This window comes from Endozoicomonas sp. ALB091, from assembly GCF_049310265.1.
Classification (GTDB): domain Bacteria; phylum Pseudomonadota; class Gammaproteobacteria; order Pseudomonadales; family Endozoicomonadaceae; genus Endozoicomonas.
The window spans coordinates 135,641-154,665 of sequence record NZ_JBLYNQ010000017.1; the positions used below are offsets into that span (position 1 = coordinate 135,641).

General features: G+C 46.6%; 19 protein-coding genes. 10 read left to right on the plus strand and 9 right to left on the minus strand.

The features are described from left to right. Positions 1 to 252 precede the first annotated feature (252 nt). The 5 genes from ACO6UX_RS24530 to ACO6UX_RS24550 all read left to right on the plus strand — a co-directional run bounded on the left by ACO6UX_RS24530 (position 253) and on the right by ACO6UX_RS24550 (position 6,406). Positions 253 to 1,467, plus strand: a complete 1,215-nt coding sequence (locus tag ACO6UX_RS24530) for an argininosuccinate synthase (RefSeq protein WP_422450988.1) — start codon at positions 253 to 255, stop codon at positions 1,465 to 1,467. A 313-nt stretch (positions 1,468 to 1,780) separates the two neighbouring features. Further along, positions 1,781 to 2,488, plus strand: coding sequence for a hypothetical protein (locus tag ACO6UX_RS24535; protein ID WP_422450989.1), 708 nt, complete (start codon positions 1,781 to 1,783; stop codon positions 2,486 to 2,488). Positions 2,489 to 2,696: 208 nt separating this feature from the next. Then, complete coding sequence (locus ACO6UX_RS24540) at positions 2,697 to 3,875, plus strand: hypothetical protein (RefSeq protein WP_422450991.1); 1,179 nt, start codon at positions 2,697 to 2,699, stop codon at positions 3,873 to 3,875. Positions 3,876 to 4,129: 254 nt separating this feature from the next. Then, positions 4,130 to 4,957 carry a TIGR02452 family protein gene (locus ACO6UX_RS24545; protein WP_422451125.1) on the plus strand — a complete coding sequence of 276 codons (828 nt, stop codon included), beginning with the start codon at positions 4,130 to 4,132 and terminating at the stop codon, positions 4,955 to 4,957. A 216-nt stretch (positions 4,958 to 5,173) separates the two neighbouring features. Beyond that, the gene (locus ACO6UX_RS24550) at positions 5,174 to 6,406 is read left to right on the plus strand and encodes a hypothetical protein (RefSeq protein ID WP_422450992.1); all 1,233 of its coding nucleotides are present in this window, start codon (positions 5,174 to 5,176) and stop codon (positions 6,404 to 6,406) included. Positions 6,407 to 6,480: 74 nt separating this feature from the next. Here ACO6UX_RS24550 and ACO6UX_RS24555 read toward each other — a convergent pair whose 3' ends face one another. Further along, positions 6,481 to 7,848 carry a hypothetical protein gene (locus ACO6UX_RS24555; RefSeq protein ID WP_422450994.1) on the minus strand — a complete coding sequence of 456 codons (1,368 nt, stop codon included), beginning with the start codon at positions 7,846 to 7,848 and terminating at the stop codon, positions 6,481 to 6,483. Positions 7,849 to 7,947: 99 nt separating this feature from the next. On the opposite strand from ACO6UX_RS24555, the gene ACO6UX_RS24560 reads away from it, so the two are divergent. Continuing rightward, on the plus strand, positions 7,948 to 9,357 hold the full coding sequence (locus ACO6UX_RS24560) for a glycosyltransferase family protein (protein ID WP_422450996.1): 1,410 nt from the start codon (positions 7,948 to 7,950) through the stop codon (positions 9,355 to 9,357). Positions 9,358 to 9,546: 189 nt separating this feature from the next. Here the strand turns inward: ACO6UX_RS24560 and ACO6UX_RS24565 are convergent, their stop codons facing one another. The 3 genes from ACO6UX_RS24565 to ACO6UX_RS24575 form a co-directional block, all read right to left on the minus strand. After that, positions 9,547 to 10,074, minus strand: coding sequence for a murein transglycosylase domain-containing protein (locus tag ACO6UX_RS24565; protein WP_422450998.1), 528 nt, complete (start codon positions 10,072 to 10,074; stop codon positions 9,547 to 9,549). 25 nt (positions 10,075 to 10,099) lie between these two features. Next, positions 10,100 to 10,333, minus strand: a complete 234-nt coding sequence (locus ACO6UX_RS24570; protein ID WP_422451000.1) for a hypothetical protein — start codon at positions 10,331 to 10,333, stop codon at positions 10,100 to 10,102. A gap of 483 nt (positions 10,334 to 10,816) precedes the next feature. Further along, positions 10,817 to 11,011: a hypothetical protein gene (locus tag ACO6UX_RS24575; RefSeq protein WP_422451001.1), complete on the minus strand. Its 195-nt coding sequence runs from the start codon at positions 11,009 to 11,011 to the stop codon at positions 10,817 to 10,819. Between the two features lie 121 nt (positions 11,012 to 11,132). Between ACO6UX_RS24575 and ACO6UX_RS24580 the strand changes: the two genes are divergently transcribed. Beyond that, positions 11,133 to 11,261, plus strand: a complete 129-nt coding sequence (locus ACO6UX_RS24580; protein ID WP_422451003.1) for a hypothetical protein — start codon at positions 11,133 to 11,135, stop codon at positions 11,259 to 11,261. Positions 11,262 to 11,593: 332 nt separating this feature from the next. Here the strand turns inward: ACO6UX_RS24580 and gloA are convergent, their stop codons facing one another. The 4 genes from gloA to purM are packed head-to-tail and all read right to left on the minus strand — an operon-like array spanning position 11,594 to position 14,702. Then, entirely contained in the window at positions 11,594 to 12,001 is a 408-nt protein-coding gene (gloA, locus tag ACO6UX_RS24585; RefSeq protein ID WP_163372178.1) for a lactoylglutathione lyase, read from the minus strand. 40 nt (positions 12,002 to 12,041) lie between these two features. Continuing rightward, on the minus strand, positions 12,042 to 12,905 hold the full coding sequence (locus ACO6UX_RS24590) for a DUF3108 domain-containing protein (protein ID WP_422451005.1): 864 nt from the start codon (positions 12,903 to 12,905) through the stop codon (positions 12,042 to 12,044). Beyond that, positions 12,902 to 13,681, minus strand: a complete 780-nt coding sequence (purN, locus tag ACO6UX_RS24595) for a phosphoribosylglycinamide formyltransferase (RefSeq protein ID WP_422451007.1) — start codon at positions 13,679 to 13,681, stop codon at positions 12,902 to 12,904. Before purN ends, ACO6UX_RS24590 begins: the two co-directional genes overlap by 4 nt. Continuing rightward, on the minus strand, positions 13,656 to 14,702 hold the full coding sequence (gene purM / locus ACO6UX_RS24600) for a phosphoribosylformylglycinamidine cyclo-ligase (protein ID WP_422451008.1): 1,047 nt from the start codon (positions 14,700 to 14,702) through the stop codon (positions 13,656 to 13,658). Before purM ends, purN begins: the two co-directional genes overlap by 26 nt. Before the next feature lie 345 nt (positions 14,703 to 15,047). Here purM and ACO6UX_RS24605 point away from each other — a divergent pair, with 345 nt between their 5' ends. Beyond that, complete coding sequence (locus ACO6UX_RS24605) at positions 15,048 to 16,211, plus strand: DUF2066 domain-containing protein (protein ID WP_422451010.1); 1,164 nt, start codon at positions 15,048 to 15,050, stop codon at positions 16,209 to 16,211. A 98-nt stretch (positions 16,212 to 16,309) separates the two neighbouring features. Here the strand turns inward: ACO6UX_RS24605 and ACO6UX_RS24610 are convergent, their stop codons facing one another. Further along, positions 16,310 to 16,492 carry a hypothetical protein gene (locus ACO6UX_RS24610; protein WP_422451012.1) on the minus strand — a complete coding sequence of 61 codons (183 nt, stop codon included), beginning with the start codon at positions 16,490 to 16,492 and terminating at the stop codon, positions 16,310 to 16,312. Between the two features lie 46 nt (positions 16,493 to 16,538). On the opposite strand from ACO6UX_RS24610, the gene ACO6UX_RS24615 reads away from it, so the two are divergent. Next, positions 16,539 to 17,705 (plus strand): ankyrin repeat domain-containing protein, encoded by a 1,167-nt coding sequence (locus ACO6UX_RS24615; protein WP_422451014.1) that lies wholly within the window; start codon positions 16,539 to 16,541, stop codon positions 17,703 to 17,705. A gap of 513 nt (positions 17,706 to 18,218) precedes the next feature. After that, entirely contained in the window at positions 18,219 to 18,935 is a 717-nt protein-coding gene (gene hda / locus ACO6UX_RS24620; RefSeq protein WP_101746377.1) for a DnaA regulatory inactivator Hda, read from the plus strand. Positions 18,936 to 19,025 lie beyond the last annotated feature (90 nt).

The window sequence follows — 19,025 nt, forward strand, 5'->3', positions numbered from 1 at the left end:
TCCTAGCGAAAAAAAGGCCATTTTGATAGTAGGGGCCTGAGAAAAGAGGCATAAAAGCAGCGCTTTAACCCGTATTTCTGGCCTTTTGATGTTATGATTCCCGGGCTTTATCTACACTGACTCCGGCTTAGGCCAAATAATGATGAAAGCGTCTTGGCGAAGCGCTATTTATGAATTATTATTCACAAAAAAAGAATATTTATCCTTCACTGTTGACAGATTCCTGTTGCGGTATGTCGTTGGAGTTGAGCAATGAAAAAAATTAATAAAGTGGTTCTGGCCTATTCCGGCGGCCTGGACACCTCAGTGATCGCAAAATGGCTGGAAGACACCTATCAGTGTGAAGTGGTTACCTTTACCGCGGACCTGGGGCAGGGTGAAGAGGTAGAGCCAGCCCGGGCCAAGGCAGAAGCCCTTGGCATTACACAGATCTATATCGATGATCTGCGCGAAGAGTTTGTCCGTGACTTTGTCTTTCCCATGTTCCGTGCCAATACCATTTACGAGGGTGAATACCTGCTGGGAACCTCCATTGCCAGGCCACTGATTTCCAAGCGCCTGATTGAGATTGCCAATGAAACCGGTGCCGATGCCATTGCTCACGGTGCCACCGGTAAAGGGAATGACCAGGTGCGATTCGAGCTGGGTGCTTATGCACTGAAACCGGGGGTTCAGGTGATTGCGCCCTGGCGTGAGTGGGACCTGAACTCACGGGAAAAACTGCTGGCTTACTGCGATGAGCACGGTATTGCGGTGGAGCGCAAGAAAGGTAAATCGCCTTACTCCATGGATGCCAACCTGCTGCATATCTCCTACGAAGGCGGCATTCTGGAAGACCCATGGGCGGAGCCGGAAGAAGAGATGTGGCGCTGGTCGGTAGCGCCTGAATCCGCCCCGGATGTGCCGACCTATCTGAATCTGAGCTATCGCAAAGGGGATATTGTTGCCATTGATGGGGAGGCAATGACGCCAGCCCGGGTGCTTGCCTTCCTGAATCGGATTGGTGGTGAAAATGGCATTGGCCGTCTGGACATTGTTGAGAACCGCTATGTGGGCATGAAGTCCCGGGGCTGTTATGAAACACCCGGAGGCACCATTATGCTTAAAGCGCACCGGGCCATTGAATCCATTACCCTGGACCGGGAAGTGGCGCACCTGAAAGATGAGCTGATGCCGCGCTATGCCAAACTGATCTACAACGGCTACTGGTGGTCACCGGAGCGGGAAATGCTCCAGAAGATGATTGATGAAAGCCAGGAGCCCGTGAATGGTGAAGTTCGCCTGAAATTGTATAAGGGCAATGTCACGGTGGTTGGCAGACGTTCTGATGACTCGCTGTTTGACGAAACTATCGCGACCTTTGAGGACGATGCCGGAGCCTACAACCAGGGGGATGCTGAAGGGTTTATTAAGCTGAATGCATTGCGGTTAAGGATTGCGGCGAATAAAGGACGAAAATTAGACTGAAAATGACAGGCCTGCATTTCGGGTGCAGGCCATTATCAGTATTATTGTATTAATCCACCTTTTACCAGGCTGTTCGGCCCTGTTGGGCTGAACTGATCAAAACAGGGCAACAGTTTATTTTCAACTAAACTACCCTCAGCAGTGTTCATCTTGCTCAGCTATTCTCGGACAGCCTCTTGGGAATGCTTCTGTCCCAGGCTTAATATTTATTCTAATATCGTCGTTTAATGAAGAAGATTTACAGATAATGTTCCGAACTTATCATAAATTAATGCAGACGACGGGAGGTACAAATTTCGCAGAATTACCTCTTGTGACTGATAGCACCACACCATCGAGGTCTCGCTATTCAGGTCGGGACTTATCAATACAAGAACCTGTTGAACTGACCCTCCCGCCCATTGATACCTCCGGACCCTCTCCAGAGGTAGCACTCTTAAAGAGAAAAGTGTCTCAAATTGCCGGTTCATCAGTGGATGAGAAATCAAAAAGAGGACGAGCAGAGCATGAAAATGAGCACCAGCACAATCCGTCGATTAACGCTTTAGAACAACTGAAGGTCCTTTGCCGGAAAAGAAACATCATCATCAAACCCACGTTAGATAAACTGATTCATTCCTGCCCGAATGAGTCGAAGATGCAACTGTTCTCTAAGCTAGGTATTTATTTTAGTCATTTGAACGATGCTGTTAAGAATACAGGTACGATTACCAGCATGCTATTGTGCGGAGAAGGGACCCAAAAAACGAAGCGAAAAATTAACCAGTTTTTGAGTACTGACGACTGTGATATCAAAGCAATTGCACTTTCTCCAGTTGTTAAATCCATTTCTTCTATCTGTCATGCTTATGGTTTTCCCAAAGCCGGGGACGTGGATGCTCTGCTGAAGCTACCGAACCTCCAGAAGAATGGCAAGCTTGACCGGAAACGACTGAGTTTTGTTTCTTCTACCAATCATGGTAAAGGCGTTCCCAAAATTGTGGAAGAACTGCTGAAAAGACAGGGTTTACGCATCAAATAAGTACTAATAATTACTCAAGTTTCCCATTGTCCCAGCCGGTTAAGGATGGAGAAGTTTTTTCTGTTTACTTCCTATTGAGCTTGTCCGACCAGTCGGGAAGCCGGGTTTACACCCTACTGTGAGATCACAACGCCTTTTACCTTGATCTTGAACTTTTGGTTGAAGAGGTTGTCTATAACCTTTTATAACTAATTTAGGTGTTTATATTATGTATGATGCTTCTGTATCTCATCTATCAAGTCAGAGATTTGCTGAAGGTGCAACAACAGAATGTGCTGGTTGTAAGGGAGATCCTGTTGCAGAAAGTCCGGGCGAGGCAGGTGTTCAAGAGGTCGTGTCAGCTTTTGGCAGGCTTGTTACAAAACAACTTGAGCCAGTTAAAGACTCAATTAATCAGGTGAATCCTAAAAAAGTGAGTACGCTGGAAATTCTCGCCAGTGTTGCCAGTGATCGCAAACCAAAAAAAACAAATTTTGAACGAATTGTTTATGTGATTGAATCTGTGCCCAAAGAGAAGAGAGAGGCGGTATCGGCTTCATTAACCAGGTTGTTTAAAGCGAATAGAGTGGCAGGGGCTGAAGACATTAAAGAGCAGATAAGCCGTCTTTTCCAGTCTCATGGTGATTTTGAAGTACCTAATGAAATTAAGGGATTACAAAAGCAACAAGAGCTATTAGCGCAACAGTGGACAAAAGAAAGATCTGAATTTTTGGATAAATTAGAAAAACATGTCGATGAATTAGAGCCTGAATGGTTTGAGGATAGAACCGTTGTTAAGCGGGAGGGGGGAGCGTACAATGTCTCGATAGGCTACGGAGGCAAGAGGGAGTCAACGGATCTATTTTTGCATATTCCAGAGGGGGCAATAGACGGGGTTACCTGTAGAAAAAATGCAGTTACTTTTAAAGCAGGCATTATGCATGGCACTACCATGCAAAAGGAAGTCGACTTACTTATCCGTTCGCTTCGCAGAAAAGAACTTTCACATGCTGAGTGTGCCAGATTAGCGGATTACTCTACAACCAGGATGAGTATTTCCCTGAGGAGTGAACATCTATTTTCCGTGTATCTTTTACCTGAAGATAAAGGAGTTAAGATGGAAATTCTGCTACCGGGAGAAAACAGATTGGACTTGCCGTCCAGTGGTGATTTTAATACGAAAGTTCAGGCAAATATTGAGGATCAGAGAGTCTTCAGTGCTTTAAGCTATTGTCTTGGTAAAGGCGTTGAATTCTGTTTTGATCCAATGATAAACATGGATAATTTTCTGAAATATGAACTGATAACATTCAAGGGTGAAAAACAGGTATTCCTGGATGTGATGAGCCTGTTCATGAAAGCCAGATCTCCAAAAAATATTTCCGCTACCTCATTGATAGCTCATTGATATCTCATTTTTAATAATTAAATCTGTGAAATTGAAAAAGCAGGCCATACTGGGTAATCGGTTATACAATGAGGTCGTATAAAATGCCACCGGTGACCAGTCAGCCTGCTGTAAAAGTGCCTCAATCTTGCCGGAGTAAACAGCAGAAACTCCGCGCTGCCGGAGCGTTAGCCTCCTCAGCCAAGGTGCTTTCAGGTCGTTCAGGAAAACCCATTAGCATCAGGACAGTGGCATCATCGCCTAAACGATGCGCCATGAATCCAGAGCAGGCAAAGTTCAGAGAAATAGCAACGAATACAGTAGATATATTGAACGATCAAGCGATCAGATTACATGGCAAAACAATAGATCTTAAAGCAATCATTGACCGGTGTATTGACAATACCCGGTTCTATGCTCCCAACGACGCCATTACCCTTCAGCCCCGCGCAGGTTTCTTCTTTCCCGATACTGATATCCAGGTTATCAGGGAAACCTCTCTGGCAGCGTGTCACCGGCTTGTCAGGGAGGAAGGCAAAGACCACGTGGCTTGCCTGAATTTTGCCTCTGCTGTTCAGCCCGGGGGGATGTTCCGGGAAGGGACCAACACCCAGGAAGATAGCCTGGCAAGAGCCTCTGCACTGTTTGCTTCTCTGGACAGTGACACAGGAAAGCAGATGTATGCTTATAACAACCAATATCAATACACCAATCGAGGACTTTATTCTGATACGATCTTGTATTCACCGGATGTTCCAGTCTTTAAAGATGACAACGGCAATCCGGAAGAACCTTACCTGATCTCGTTTATCACCGCTGCGGCAGTGGACCTGCCTTATTGCAAAGGAATCAAGCAAAAGACTCTCCAGCAGACAATGTATAACCGTGCCAGAAAGATCCTGGCCGTCGCTGCCAATAATGGTGTGAAACATTTGATTCTTGGAGCCTGGGGCTGTGGGATCTTTGGCCATGATGCAGCTGATATTGCGCGGTTGTTCGCGTCTCTTTTGGCTGAGGATGACTTTAAAGAGCGGTTTGTCTCTGTGTCGTTTCCGATTACTGATCCGCAAATGCTGCGGGTGTTTAAAGGCCATCTGTCGTGAACAGGGTATAGAAGTCCTGGTGTTCCGGAAGTGTTGGTGATTTTGTCAATGATCATACCTCTGTTCCTATCTGGCCTCGCATTTCGTGGAACCCGGTTTTATCCGTTTTCTTCTGCATACAAATCCTCTGAATCTTTGTCTTTTACTCGTGTGACGGGGATAAAAAGCAAATTTTGATGGTCTGAGGAAGCAAACAGGATCAGAGGTTTCAGAGCTATGAATATTGCCGGTGCAAGCCAGACGACAACAATTGACTATTTGTCGTTAAAGGGTAATCGAAAATCATTAACATCTGCAGAAGATGGGTCAGAAAAAGCTGCTGCTGTAAAGTTTCTTTCAAAGCTTGAATGCCTGTCATGTCAGGATGTATATGAAAAACCACTGTCTACTCGTTGCTGTGATAAAGTTTTATGCGCAGATTGCTACCTGTCACTTCCTGATCCCAAAAAATGTCCAATCCACAGGTTAGAGTTTAAGGGCTCAATTCAAGATGACTTAAAATGTCAAGATCGTATAATTAATAATCAAATAGAGGAAAGTGTAGGCCTTTTTAACGATGTTCCATCTACCGTCACAAGTATCGATAAGCGTAGAGGTAAGGCGCAGAATGACGCGATACAACTGATTAATTCCAGTGCCTCGCCAAGTACGGATAGAACCTGCCAGCCAGTCAGGCAAAATGAAATGGTGGAGAATACTGGAGGCTATGACAATGTAAATTCTTTGCCATCTTCAGAATCGGGTCATATTTCCTCTTCCTTTGGCAATAGAGCCTTCAACTTTCAAGCTTCAGGCCCTTACTCTGTGAACTCTTTTCCTGACATTGGTATGAGCATCCGATCAGCCGGTAATCTTCTCCATGTAGTAGCCGGAGATGGTATCAATCTTAATGGAAGACAGATTCGAGGTTCAAATCTTGTTATTCATAATGGTGAGGTTGTGTCTGGTCACAATGTAACGGTTACAACTCCGGGCCGTCAAAGAGCCCCTGTCAGCGAATATGAGTTTAGAGAAGATAATGTTGATTTTATTGATATACATACCAATCAGGGAGATATCCTTATCAAAGGACAATGCCCCGTAAACCAGCATCAGGTGTCAGTTATATCATCCAGAGCACCAAATCTCAGAAATAATAATCTGAGCCTCCATTGTAATGAAAATGTTCAGCTGAGAATCCCGGAGTCATTTGTTGGCGGAATGCAATTACATACTAATATGGGAGATATTGTTACCCATCGTAGCTACAGAATTAAATCCGGAGGAAGGCTTCATACCAATATGGGAGATATAAATGTTAAAGTTGATAGTTTGCTTGTCAATGCATGTGGAAGAACTAATTTGGGGGATAGTGTTGTAAATGTACAGAATCAATATGTTCATTGGGGGCGTCAGGTGTTAAATTGTGAAAGTAATGCGGGTGATGTTTATATATGTGATCAGGGTTAACCGAATATTTTTCTAAAACGCCCAAATTACCCCAAGTGTTTCATAAACGTTGTCACTGTTGTGCTGGCTATTACTTATTTTTCTTCATCAATACTTTTTTCCTTTAGCCATTTTTTCCAGAAATCCTTATCCCCTCTATCTGCAAATCGACTGTTCTTTGACCATTCTTTATGTTGGGACAGGAATTCGTTTATCATCTCATCCACTTTTTTAGTATCTTCATCACTGCTTGCTTCTGATTTTAAATTCATCATAAGAGTACTGTTTGGTAGTGGGTATTCAAAATGACCATTAGTGTATAGCTCTTTGATCTGAGTTATCAGGCGAATAACTGTCGATAACTGTTTACTATTTGTTGCACCCTCTTTAATCTTTTTTAACTGGTTTTCTAATGGTCTGATGACCCTTTTGACTTTAATTCCTGCATCAAATTGTAAACCTGCTATTGAATAGATCAGGCTTTTATCGGTGTTGCGGGTAATTAATTCATCAATGTCGTCGATGTTTTCCAAAATATCTTCAAGTCTGTCAGCAATGTTCATTTTCAGTGTTTCAAGAAGGTCAGATAACTGATCCAGTCGATCTTTATCAGGGGTCAATTCTTCAGGATTGATAGCTTTCAGTTTTTTAATTTGATCCTTTGCAAATCCAGTGTAGGATAAAAAATTTGTGTAAAATGTATCTTTATTTTCTCTTAATTCTGAAAAAAAGCCATCACTTCCCTCATATAAAATCAACTCGTCACTAATATGCAGTAAATCCAGAGCGGCAGGGTTATAGTTCAAGCACTGCCAAATAAATACAGGCAAAGAGCATATTATGATATCGATATCTTTTTCTGTATTTTTTTCAAACCTGTGGCACGTACCGCGAAATTCTGGCAGATATTTTTTTGATAATCTTTTTGTATCCAGGCTAAAGTCGTGAAATCGTTTAACCGGCTTGGTGTTTTTTGTAATTATATATAAATCAATATCGGAATAAGCGGTTGTAGTACAGTGCATACTGCTTCCATTAAAAGCAATTACTACAACATCATGGATGTTGATCGAATAAAATTTTAAAAGACTGAAAATTTCAGGGTTTTGTCCACGTAATAGCGATCTCATTACTACTGAATAAGACGAGTAGTTATTTTTTAATTTGATAGTGCTGATTTCTCTTTGAATTAAACGGGTGCATCGTCGTATATGATCAAGGGAGATGTCAGTATCTTTTGGCTCAGAATCCATTAATTCAATACACATTCTTTTGGCCATTTCAAGTGTATTGGTATATTCCAAAGAGGTGGAGCTGTCAGGAATTTCTTTGTCTTTTTCAAAAAACGAAACTGATTTACAGCTAAATGCAGGTAGTAGATGCTTTTCTTTTATATGCTGTTTTAATTCGTCCTTCGATGGGAAAAGGTTATTACAAAAGCATTGAACTCCTGAAGGTGTCATATACATGATCCTCAATATAATTACATCATTTCAAGATTACAGAATATGCGTCGCATGTATTTATAGTCCAATTATCACAAAATTTACTGAGAATTTACCATGAATACATTAGCAATTAATGCATTGCGCCCAGAGTTTGATAGTTATCAGCGTAACGAAACTCAAAGTAACGCTGTTAAACTATGGAATCGGATATGTCGGGCTTATTCGCCCAGGTATCAACACATTAAAACGGTTCTTACGGACAATTTGGTTGAATACTTTAACCAACATTTAACAGCTGATCACCTGTCGATCAATCGTCTTGTTTTTCCTGTATCAGATGACGCACTTAAAACCTTTTTGTCACACTATGATGCCATTGAACAACGTCGGTCCGGTTGCTCCGATTATCTATCCCGGCACAATTTACCTGAATCTGATTATGAAGAGGCTATTAGACAGCTGTACGATGGTGAAGAACAACCGACAGAGGTGAAAATTTTATTCGGTATCCAGGGAATGGGTAATGGTCATTTGACACGCTCTCGTCTTCTTGCCAAAGCATTGGCCGATCGTGGAGCCAAAGTTCAATATCTTGTTTCAGGTCGTCAGAAGAATAAACTTAATGATATGGAGGTGTTTGGTGATTATTTGCACCGCAATGGATTTACTGTTATATCGGAAAATGGCCGTTTGAAATTTTTTCAGACATTCATACATTTAATGCATGACAGCTTTGGATTTATACGTGATGTCTGGACGTTAAATGTGAAGGACTATGACCTTATTATCTCTGACTTTGAACCGGTCACGGCCTGGGCTGGGTATTTAGCTAACAAGGCAGTTGTTGGCTTTGGTCATCAGTATTCGTTTGATTTCGATGTCCCCATATTGCGGAGATTTTCCATTTCAAGGTTGGCGGTGAAACTCTTTGCTCCAGCCACAGAAACTATCGGGCTTCATTGGGTTAATTTTAACAATCAGTCCATCTTGCCTCCGATCATCGACACAACAATGCAACCATGCCCGGATAAAAATCATCTTGTTGTCTATTTGCCCTTTGAAAATCAGGATAATGTTGCTCATTTATTGAATAAATTTTCGGGATATCGTTTTAAAATTTATGGTCCCAGGGCACCGGAGGTTGTTGGTAATGCGGAGTTTTTTCAAATGAGCGTAAAAGGCTTTAAAGAAAGTCTACAGTCATCCAGAGGGGTGATTTGCAATTGTGGATTTACGCTTATCGCTGAATGCATGCACATTGGATTACCTATTCTGACTAAACCACTCAAGGGACAAATAGAACAATTATCCAATGCCTATACACTTGAAAATCGACAGCTGGCTGAAGTGTTCTATTGCCTGACTTATGAAAATCTGAAGAACTTTATAGAAACCGCCCAGCGTAAAGAGGCTAATCCATATCCCAATGTAGCGGATGCATTGGCCGGCTGGGTTGTTTCTGGTCGTAGAGAGACGGTTGCTGAATTATCTGAAAAGCTCTGGCAGAGTCAGCAAGCGAGGTGAACATATAAGTAGCTAACCATATGAAATCATATATTTCTGACTCCTTGTGCTGGCACTCTGCTTCGTTACAACTCCGGTCACATAGCTACGGCTATGCTCCCTCCGTTGTGCCTCGCATAGTACCAGCCCAAGTAGCCAGAAATATTCGATTCCATATGGCCAGCTACTTAGGTTATCGAAAAACGCAACCTAAATATTTCCCTGATAAAAATCCTTCTGAGCGGTAGAGACTTTTTCCAGGTAACGCCTGCTTTCTCCTCGAGGGTGTTTCTGTGTCAGCGCCCAATATACCTGGTTTGGCTTCAGGCCATTGATTTTCTGTATGGCGCGGTCACGGCTGTTGCGGTCAAAGGTGGCGAACACGTTACCAGCGCCGCCATTATAGGCGGAGATGATCGTATATTTCCGTGACAGTGGATCACGGATCTGCTTCAGGTAATGATTTTCCAGCAGCGACAGATACGCTGTTCCGGTATCAATATTGTTATTGGGCTGGAAGAGCCAGTTTTTGCTGGGCTGGCCGGGCAGTTTTTTAACCTTGTCAAACACATCCCGACCTGCCGTTTTGGGTATGATCTGCATCAGGCCATAGGCATTTGACGAGCTGACGGCATAGGGGTTGAAGCTGCTTTCCGTGCGATCCAGGGTTTCCACATGAACCTTACCGGAGTCAAAATCAACAAATACCCGGGTTCGGTAGTGGTTGGTGTATTTCACATACTCTTTACTGCTGGCCTTTTTCTCATCCCCCCCAGGCCACCCTGGCTTCCTTGATTAAGATGCGAACCAGTGCCTCAAAAGCAATGACGTCCTTTTCCCGGTCCATGGCAATGGCATTACCGGCAGGGCCAAGCTCCTTCAGTGCCGCGTTGGTAACGTAATTGGCGGCATGGCTATTGGCCTGCCCGGAAGAGCAACCGGTGATCAGAGGTGAAGATAACGCAGTCAATAAGATGAGGTGGTGAAGACGGGGCATTATGGCATCCATGTCGTTTATCGGTTCTGTGATTGCTTTTCTGGATTTTGTAGCCGTCCGGGTCCTCTGCAAACGTTATTGCCGAATCGAATACACTAAAGCAGAAGTATTAATTTTGAGCTGGGGTTTTATCGCAAGGCATTTATAAGATATTGAAATGTTACAATGAAGTGATATAAATCAATAGATTATTATATTTGTGGCACCGGTCGGGCATGGTTTGTCTGGAAGGCACCAGTGGCACCACCTTGGCGGCCCCACCTTGGCGGCCCCACCTGGTACATGATTCCAATGAATTTGATGGGTTGTCGTGCCTCTGCACTTCGTTCGTCCTGAGGCTGCCGAAGGACGGAAGCTCCGGACTCTGATAGATCGTGGCAAGCACCCTTCGACTCCGCTCAGGGTGAACGGAGATTGTACTCGCCAAATTCATTGAAACTATGCATTAGGCGGCCCCACCCATATTCACTCAGACACTATGCGCTATGGATTGGGAATTTCGCGGGTTTTATTCACCACCACCACCACCACCACCACCACCACCACCACAGCCACCATCACCGCCACCGCTGTCGCATCCGCCATGTCTACTGCTGTCGCATCCGCCATGTCTACTGCTGTCGCATCCGCCATGTCTACTGCTGTCGCATCCACCATGTCCACCATCGTAGTATCCACCGCAATAATCGCTACTCAGCTGATGTGTGGCAAGTGCATGTGCTCTGCCCGAATAATTAAGATGGAATCTCAAGCCAAGGCCGGAAGTCAACTTATTCACATTCACAGTCATGTGCGGCTGATGAGTGATGACCACTCTGGAGTTAAGGGGGCGTGGATTTCGGTCACGATTGTCAGCGATATTAGTGTCGTCCCCTGGATTGTCATCGCGACAACAGGCAATGCATGCAGCGGCGATCGGGGTGGCTGAGGTGAGCCCGATTGTCGCACCCAGCCCGAAGCCGGTACCAAATGCCTCGATCGTTTTAGCACCAGCAAACAACGCAGTGATCCCACCGGCCGCACCACCTGCCAATGCACAAACACCGGCAGTAATCGGACAACAGGATTTGCACTCAGGGGGAAATAAATAGCGATCTATAAAAGTGCGATCTATAAAAGTGGATAGTGGCCCCATAGTGTTTTCCTCCATCAGAATTTTATTGTTATAAATTTGCACCTCACTATTTGACCTCCTTTTTTCTAAAAAGTTTCAAAAACTGCCGTCCTCGCTACGGGCGGGCACTATTCTCGACCAGCCTCTTAGCCGTTAAGCCCTTCAGACGCGGCTTTGGCTTGAATCAGCTCGATTTTGTAACCATCCGGATCTTCCACAAACGCTATTTCAGTGGTCCCCCCAAGCACCGGGCCTGGTTCCCGCGTAATTTTGCCGCCGGCCTTACGGATGGCATCACAGGTGGCATAAATATCATCAGCGCCCAGGGCAACATGGCCAAAGGCGTTGCCCAGATCGTACTGATCAGTGCCCCAGTTGTAGGTGAGTTCAATCACTGCCTGCTCAGACTCATCGGCATAGCCAACAAAAGCGAGGGTGTACTGGTACTGTTCGTTGTCGTGTTTTCTCAGCAGTTTCATGCCGAGAATTTCCGTATAAAACTCGATGGATCGATCCAGGTTACCAACACGCAGCATGGTGTGAAGAAATCGCATTTCAGGCTCCTTCAGGTTGCAGATATTAAAAAAGTAGTGATCAGGGATGTTTGGGGCGTTCTGACAGTTTGGTGGTTGGTTTCTTTTTCAGTGGCTTGCCGTCAATGGCAGCCTCTTTGATCTCAATGGTATAGGCCGTGCCTTTTTCTTCCTGCAGCAGCTTTACCAGAAAGTAGTCATGGTTTTTGGCAAACCAGATCCAGGTGGCCCGTTCATCACTGTCTCTGTGTATTTTGACTCTGACGGTTTTCAGGTTGCCAAGGTCCGTTTTTAATATCTCTTCACCTTCGATGGTGAATTGGCGTTGATAGACTTCATCGTCATCGGCAACGTCATAGCTTAGTGGTTGGCCATGGGCAGCCGCCAGATCCATACGCAGTTTCAGCTGGTAACTCAGGTTGTCCAGGGTTTCCGGTTTCAGGTCCATCGACCACTGCCGGTCCCCCTGTTGCCAGTTGACCTTATTGCTGGACCAGTCAAAGGTGGCATATTCCGTTGGTTTGTTGCCCAGCCCCGTTCTTTGTTGCACGTATTGGCTGGCGATCAGTTTTACACCTTGACTGGCAAAATGGCTGGTCTCTTTCATCCCGAAAAATGCCGCATCGGCACTGAACTCAAGGGTCCAGGTGCCATCAGCATTTTGTCTCAGGGATCTTTCGCCGGAGCCACCAAAGGGCATCCCCTTGATGGATGCTTTATAGGTTGCGGAGTATGGCTTGAGCGTGAAAGCGCTATCCGGTTTTTTCGTCTGGGAGGCAGCAAAGCCGGTATTGCCCGCCAGCACCAGGGTCAGGGCAAGTGCCGCTCTCAGAGTGCCCGGGCCATAGTTGCCGGGATGGGTTGTTATGGAATCTTTCATGCTCACTGTGTGGCGATGAAAAAGCGTATGAATCGGATTGATCATGCCAGTTCCAGGGCGTTTTCCTGCAGTTGATAGCCCAGTGGGTCAACAGGGTGGTCATCCAATAGCACGTTGTCACCCTTCAGTTGCAGCCTGCCGGAGGTGATCAGATGTACGGCCAGGGGGTAAATCTGGTGCTCCATGGCCTGGACACGTTGTTTCAGACCCTCTTCATTATCGCCGGGCCCGACACTCATTGAAGCCTGAATGATATGGGCACCGCTGTCCAGTTCTGGTGTGACAAAGTGAACAGTACAGCCATGGCGGTTTTTTTTATCCGCAAGTACCCGGCGATAGGTGCCAAGACCTTTGTATTCCGGGAGCAGGGATGGGTGAACATTGATCAATCTGCCAGCGAATTTTTCCACAAACTCGGGGCTTAGAATTTTCATATATCCGGCCAGTACCACCAGGTCCGGCTCAAAGCGATTAACCTCTTCGACGAGTCTCTGGTCAAAGGCACCCCGGGAGGAAAAGATTTTGTAGTCCAGGCCAAGGGCAGCCACTTTGTGCTGTCTGGCCCTTTCCAGCCCGTAAGCCTCTGGTACGTTGCTGACGACCCCGACAATTTGATAACTGTAGTGATGTTCTTGATCCAGAAGTGCCTGAAGATTACTGCCGTTGCCTGATAACAGAACGACAACTCGCTTTTTCTCGCTCACTGCTGTTTCCTGAATGCTTTCAATGGTTTTGTGATTGGAATCCGGTTGGCCAGAGTGACATGGCACCCGGGCCAGATATTGGTCAGGACGGTTAGTGAAATACCACAGGATCGCCATCGCTGTCTGCGGATTCAATATGGCCGATAATGACGCTTTCTTCTCCCAGCGCTTCCAGACGCCTGATTGCCTGCTCCCGATGGTTTTGTGGGATGCAGAGCACCATACCGATACCACAGTTGAAGGTACGGTACAGTTCAAAGGTCTCAATATTGCCTTTTTCCTGCAGGAAACGGAAGACGGCCGGGATTTCCCAACTCTGTGTGTTGATCACCGCACGACAGCCTTTGGGAATAACCCTTGGCAGATTCTCTGGCAAGCCGCCCCCGGTGATGTGGGCCATGGCGTGGATCGGCAGTTCCTTTTGCAGCTGCAGCAGTGATTTGACGTAAATGCGGGTTGGTGCCATCAGGTGTTCTGCCAGAGGCTTGCCTGCCAGCGGGGCGCTGAGGTCTGAACCGGCTACTTCCAGAACCTTGCGGATCAGTGAGTAACCGTTGGAGTGTGGTCCGCTGGATTTCAAACCGATTAACACGTCACCGGGGGAGACGTTGCTGCCATCAATGATTTCAGACTTTTCAACCACGCCGACACAGAAACCCGCCAGATCGTAATCGTCACCGTGGTACATCCCGGGCATCTCCGCCGTTTCACCCCCGATCAGGGCGCAGCCAGACTGTTCACAGCCTTTGCCAATCCCGGTGACCACGCGTTCAGCCACATCGACATTTAATTGGCCGGTGGCGTAATAGTCCAGAAAGAACAGCGGTTCGGCACCACAAACCAGCAGGTCGTTGACGCACATGGCCACCAGATCGATGCCAATATGGTCATGCATCCCCAGGTCCATGGCCAGCTTCAGTTTGGTACCCACGCCATCGGTGCCGGAAACCAGAACCGGTTCTTTATACCCGGCTGGCAGTTGGCACAGCGCTCCAAAACCGCCCAGGCCACCCATTACCTCAGGGCGGGAGGTGGCCTTTGCTACCTGTTTAATGCGCTCAACCAGAGCGTTGCCAGCGTCGATATCGACACCTGCATCCTTGTAACTCAGGGAGGTTCTGGAATCCGATTTGTTCATTGATATCAATCCGCTTGTTGCCAGAGCTTGTTACCACCGGCGGTGCCGACAGTGTTTTAATCCGGACTGTTCACTGACCGGGGGCGGTGTTCAGTCCAACACGGTTTGGGTGGATGAAGGCGGCTATTCTAGGAGGCTGCGGTATTTATCGCAATGCTGTTACCGCATTGTCGCTGATGTCTGGTGGTAATTTTTGGTAATTTGGATCTGATTTCAGGGTTAGAAGTGATTACCATAGTGCATTTTCAATGCCCGCAGTTGTCCAGACGTTGGCAAATGCAGTATTTTTTGCCGGATTTATGGCAGAATGATGTTCATTTGATTTTTATGTACAGGATTTTATTGATGCCTGTGGCTAAGCGATGCAACGCTCTCCTGCAAAACCTGATCAGTCCGCTGACCTTCTTGTCTGCCCCTGAAGCCCGTTCAGCCGTTAAGGCGGCCACTCTGGTGGTGGGTCTTCTGGTATTTTCCATATTGCCTGAAAATACCCATGCAGCCTTGGTCAAAGGGTTATACAGTCAGGAAGTGCCAGTGTCCGGACAAAGTTATCAGGAGCGGGCGGATGCCATGTCCCAGGCTCTGGCGGAGGTGCTGGTGAAAGTGGCTGGACAGCGTGAGGTACTGGCCAACAGTGTGGTAAAAAGTGCACTGGCCAAGCCGGAAGCCTATATTCGCAAGTTTGGTTTCCGCAGCTCTTCTGCTGATCAGGCGTCCTCCCTCAACCGTCAGCAGTATTTGCAGGCGGTATTTGATGACCAGGCAATTAACCGCCTGCTGCGCAGTGCCGGTGTTGCCATCTGGGGACAGAGCAGACCATCGACACTGGTGTGGCTGGCGATGGAGAGCGGTGGGCAGCGCTCAATCGTCAATGCTTCAGGGACACTACCCGCGGTGTTTGCCGAGAGCTTTCAGGGGCGGGGCTTGCCGGTACTCTTTCCTTTGATGGACTTTGAAGATGCCGGGGCGATTTCAACTGTTGATGTATGGGGCGGCTTTACCCACAAATTGCAGGACGCTTCCCGGCGTTATGGTTCTGAATCGATTCTGACCGGGCGTTTGTCCCGTGCTCTGTCACCGGACGCTCTGGCGCAAAACGAACGCTACAATGGTCGGTTGACGCTGATATTCCGGGGAATGAGTCAGTCTGTGGCGGTTAATGGCCTGGATGCTGTTGCGTTGACACAGCTGGCCGCTGATCTGGTAGGCACAACCTTGTCCCGTCACTATGCCATTAATGTCTCCGATGCCAGTGGCAAGACTCTGCTGGTGGTTGAGAATGTTGCCAGTCTGGACGATTATGCCGCCCTGAATAAATACCTTGAGCGGATAACCGCCATTCGTGATGTGTCTGTTCATCGGGTGGCAGGTTCAACGATTGAGTTGGAGCTGGTTATTGATGGCTCTGAAAGCCAGTTGGCCGATGCCCTGGCCCTGGGTCGAAACCTCCGGCCGGTTGCACCGGGTTCTGACTCTTCGGCAACTATGCGCTACAGTTGGTCCTACTGACAGGCTCCTGACTGTTTGCCGTCAGAGTTACGCTATGCGGTGGTCCATGTGATTAGTAGTGATAGTTCTTGCACAACCGGCTGGAGTTATTTGCGGTATCAAAGCAATACCGGGGATGCACAGGTTGTAGCTCCTGTAGCCAGAAATACTAAACCATTATCGTGTTTTAGCCGGTCACTTTGGTCTCTGGAAAATACCCCGACCTGCCCTGGCTTGAGCAATCGTTTTTCAGAGATTGGTGAACCGGTCAGAAGGTCGGTTTCCTTACCCGATTTGACCATTTGCCCCTGTGAAAATAATGAACCTTCCAAGTGTGGCAAAAAGAGGATGCCAGCGCTTTTGTCGCAGGGGGAGGCAAAGCAGTGGGGCAGGGAGTCTGAGTTAAATAGTGATGGAGGTCATGCTGCCGAATGTTTACTCACCGCTATCGAAAATAATGATAGTGAAGTGGTCCAATCCCTAATCCACGAGCCTCTTCTTGATTTTAATATGGAGGTAATCAGTAAAACTTCGCGTCGTTGGTGTACTCCTTTAATGCTGGCGATTGAAAGAAATTTTCTGGAGCTTGCCAGGATTATACTCAAGGTTGAGACGGTTGAGATTAACAGGGTTTTGGGTTCGAATGCTTTGCATGTGGCGGCACAAGAGGGTAATGCCGATGCTGTAGATCTGCTAGTGCGTTCAGGGGCAGACGTTAATGCCCGGGATGTGAATGGCTGGACAAGCCTGATGAAAGCCTGCAAGACAAAAAATGAGGATATTGTCAGATTGTTGCTTGATTATCAGGCAGATGTGACATTGGTTAATCTGTTCGAATTATCGGCCCTCAATATACTGGTTAATGATGATGGTGCTGAGAGACCCGATCTACTGGTGTTGCTGATTGAACATGGGGCTCCTGTTGATCAATGCGACATGAATGCCTGGTTTCCGCTGATAATAGCCATCAAGAATGGGTGCTTGCAGTATATTCGAGTTTTGCTGGGTGAAGGCTGGGAAAAAGCGACCTGTCAAAACGAAGGGCTGGTTTTTTTGTTTGCAGCTGTGTATGGGAATGAGTCCGTACTCAGGTATTTGTACGACAAAATGCCGAAGAACTTTTTGTCGTTTAAGGATGTCGATAAGTATTGCTCATTGCGAGGCATTGATGTTTCTCACTACAAGACGGTATTAACATTATTAAAAGAAAGGTATGGGGATCTTTTATCGCCTGAACTACCAGAAACTTTTTTTTCTCTGAAAAGCCAGTGTCGTCGAGTCATTCAACGACAGATGTTAGATAGAGGTTTTGATCAGCTTCCCCTGTCGGCAAATTTGAAAAACTATTGTGCTCAGACTCAATTACCCATCCTTGTGGATAACGAGGAAGAACTCCGGGCCTTTTATAGATCTGAATATGAAACTGAAGATCGTGAAGATTGGTTCCTGACATGGGGCAGTCCATCTCCGGTTGATTCTGTGGATTGGTTTCATGAAGAATCCTGGGGTATATAACTATCGCCTTTGAAGTTACTACTTGCTTATAGGCCTGCCCAAGGCCGAGATAATTATGGTACTCTTGCACCACCTGCATAGAAACGACAAGGCCAGCAATCTTTGCCATGCCGGAGCAGCCGAAGAGAAAGACTGATACACTTTTGTTGTCCTGTTGTTGTCATACTCTTTCTCTGTTAACAAACAGCCCATATAAGTAGTTGGCCAAATGGAATCGTATATTTCTGGCTAAGTGGGCAGTTACTATGCAAGGCACAACGTAGGGAGCATAGCCGTAGCTATGTGACCGTAGTTGTAACGCCGCAGAGTGACTGCCCACTTAGTCAGAAAATACGATTTCATTTGGTTAACTACTTAGTGTCGTAGCGGTTGCAAAGCAGGGCTGAAGACGATTTATTGACCGGTCTATTGATATCAGTCAATACCGGTTGATAATTGAACGGTTTTATTGTGTTACTGTCTTTTGTAATGTTGCAGTTTTGTTGTCAGTATCACACTACCTTTACGGATTTGATGTCCATTATGAGTTTGCCTGTGCAGCTACCGCTCAGTGTCCAGTTAAGAGACGATGCCACGTTCGCCAACTTCTACAGTGGGCGAAATGAGACGCTGGTCAATCTTCTGGATATGGATAGATCGGTTCCCGGCATCGAATCCGAGCAGTTTATTTTCCTCTACGGCCCCAAAGGGGTCGGCTGCAGCCATCTGCTTCAGGCGGCCTGTCATCAGGTGGACCGGCGCAGCGGGCGAAGCATTTATCTGCCCATGAAAGAGCTGGTTCACTACTCGCCAAAGCTTCTGGAAGGTATTGAGCGGCTGCAGCTGGTGTGTCTTGACGATATTGGTGAGGTTGCCGGTATCGATGAGTGGGAAGAAGCGCTGTTTGATCTGTTTAACCGGCTCCGGGACTCCAGAACCCGGTTTCTGGTGGCGGCGGACAATCCTCCCAGGGCTCTGGGAATTCAACTTCAGGACCTGGTTTCCCGCCTTGGCTGGGGCATGGTATTTCAGGTGCATCCACTGGATGATCGGGATAAAGTCGCAGCGCTCAAGCTTCGGGCTCATTACCGTGGCTTTGACCTGAGTGATGACGTTGCCCGCTTTATTATTCACCGTGGTTCCCGGGATATGGGCAACCTGTTTACCTTGTTGCATAAACTGGACAGTGCCTCTCTGCGCGCCAAGCGCAAGCTCACCATCCCCTTTGTTAAGGAAGTCATGAGGTGGTGACCATAAAATTCCGCATCAAGTGTGGTGAAAACCTTGGGGTTTGGTTTTTGCGGAATTTTTAGGGTTAAGGAGTGGTCATCAGGTTTGGAG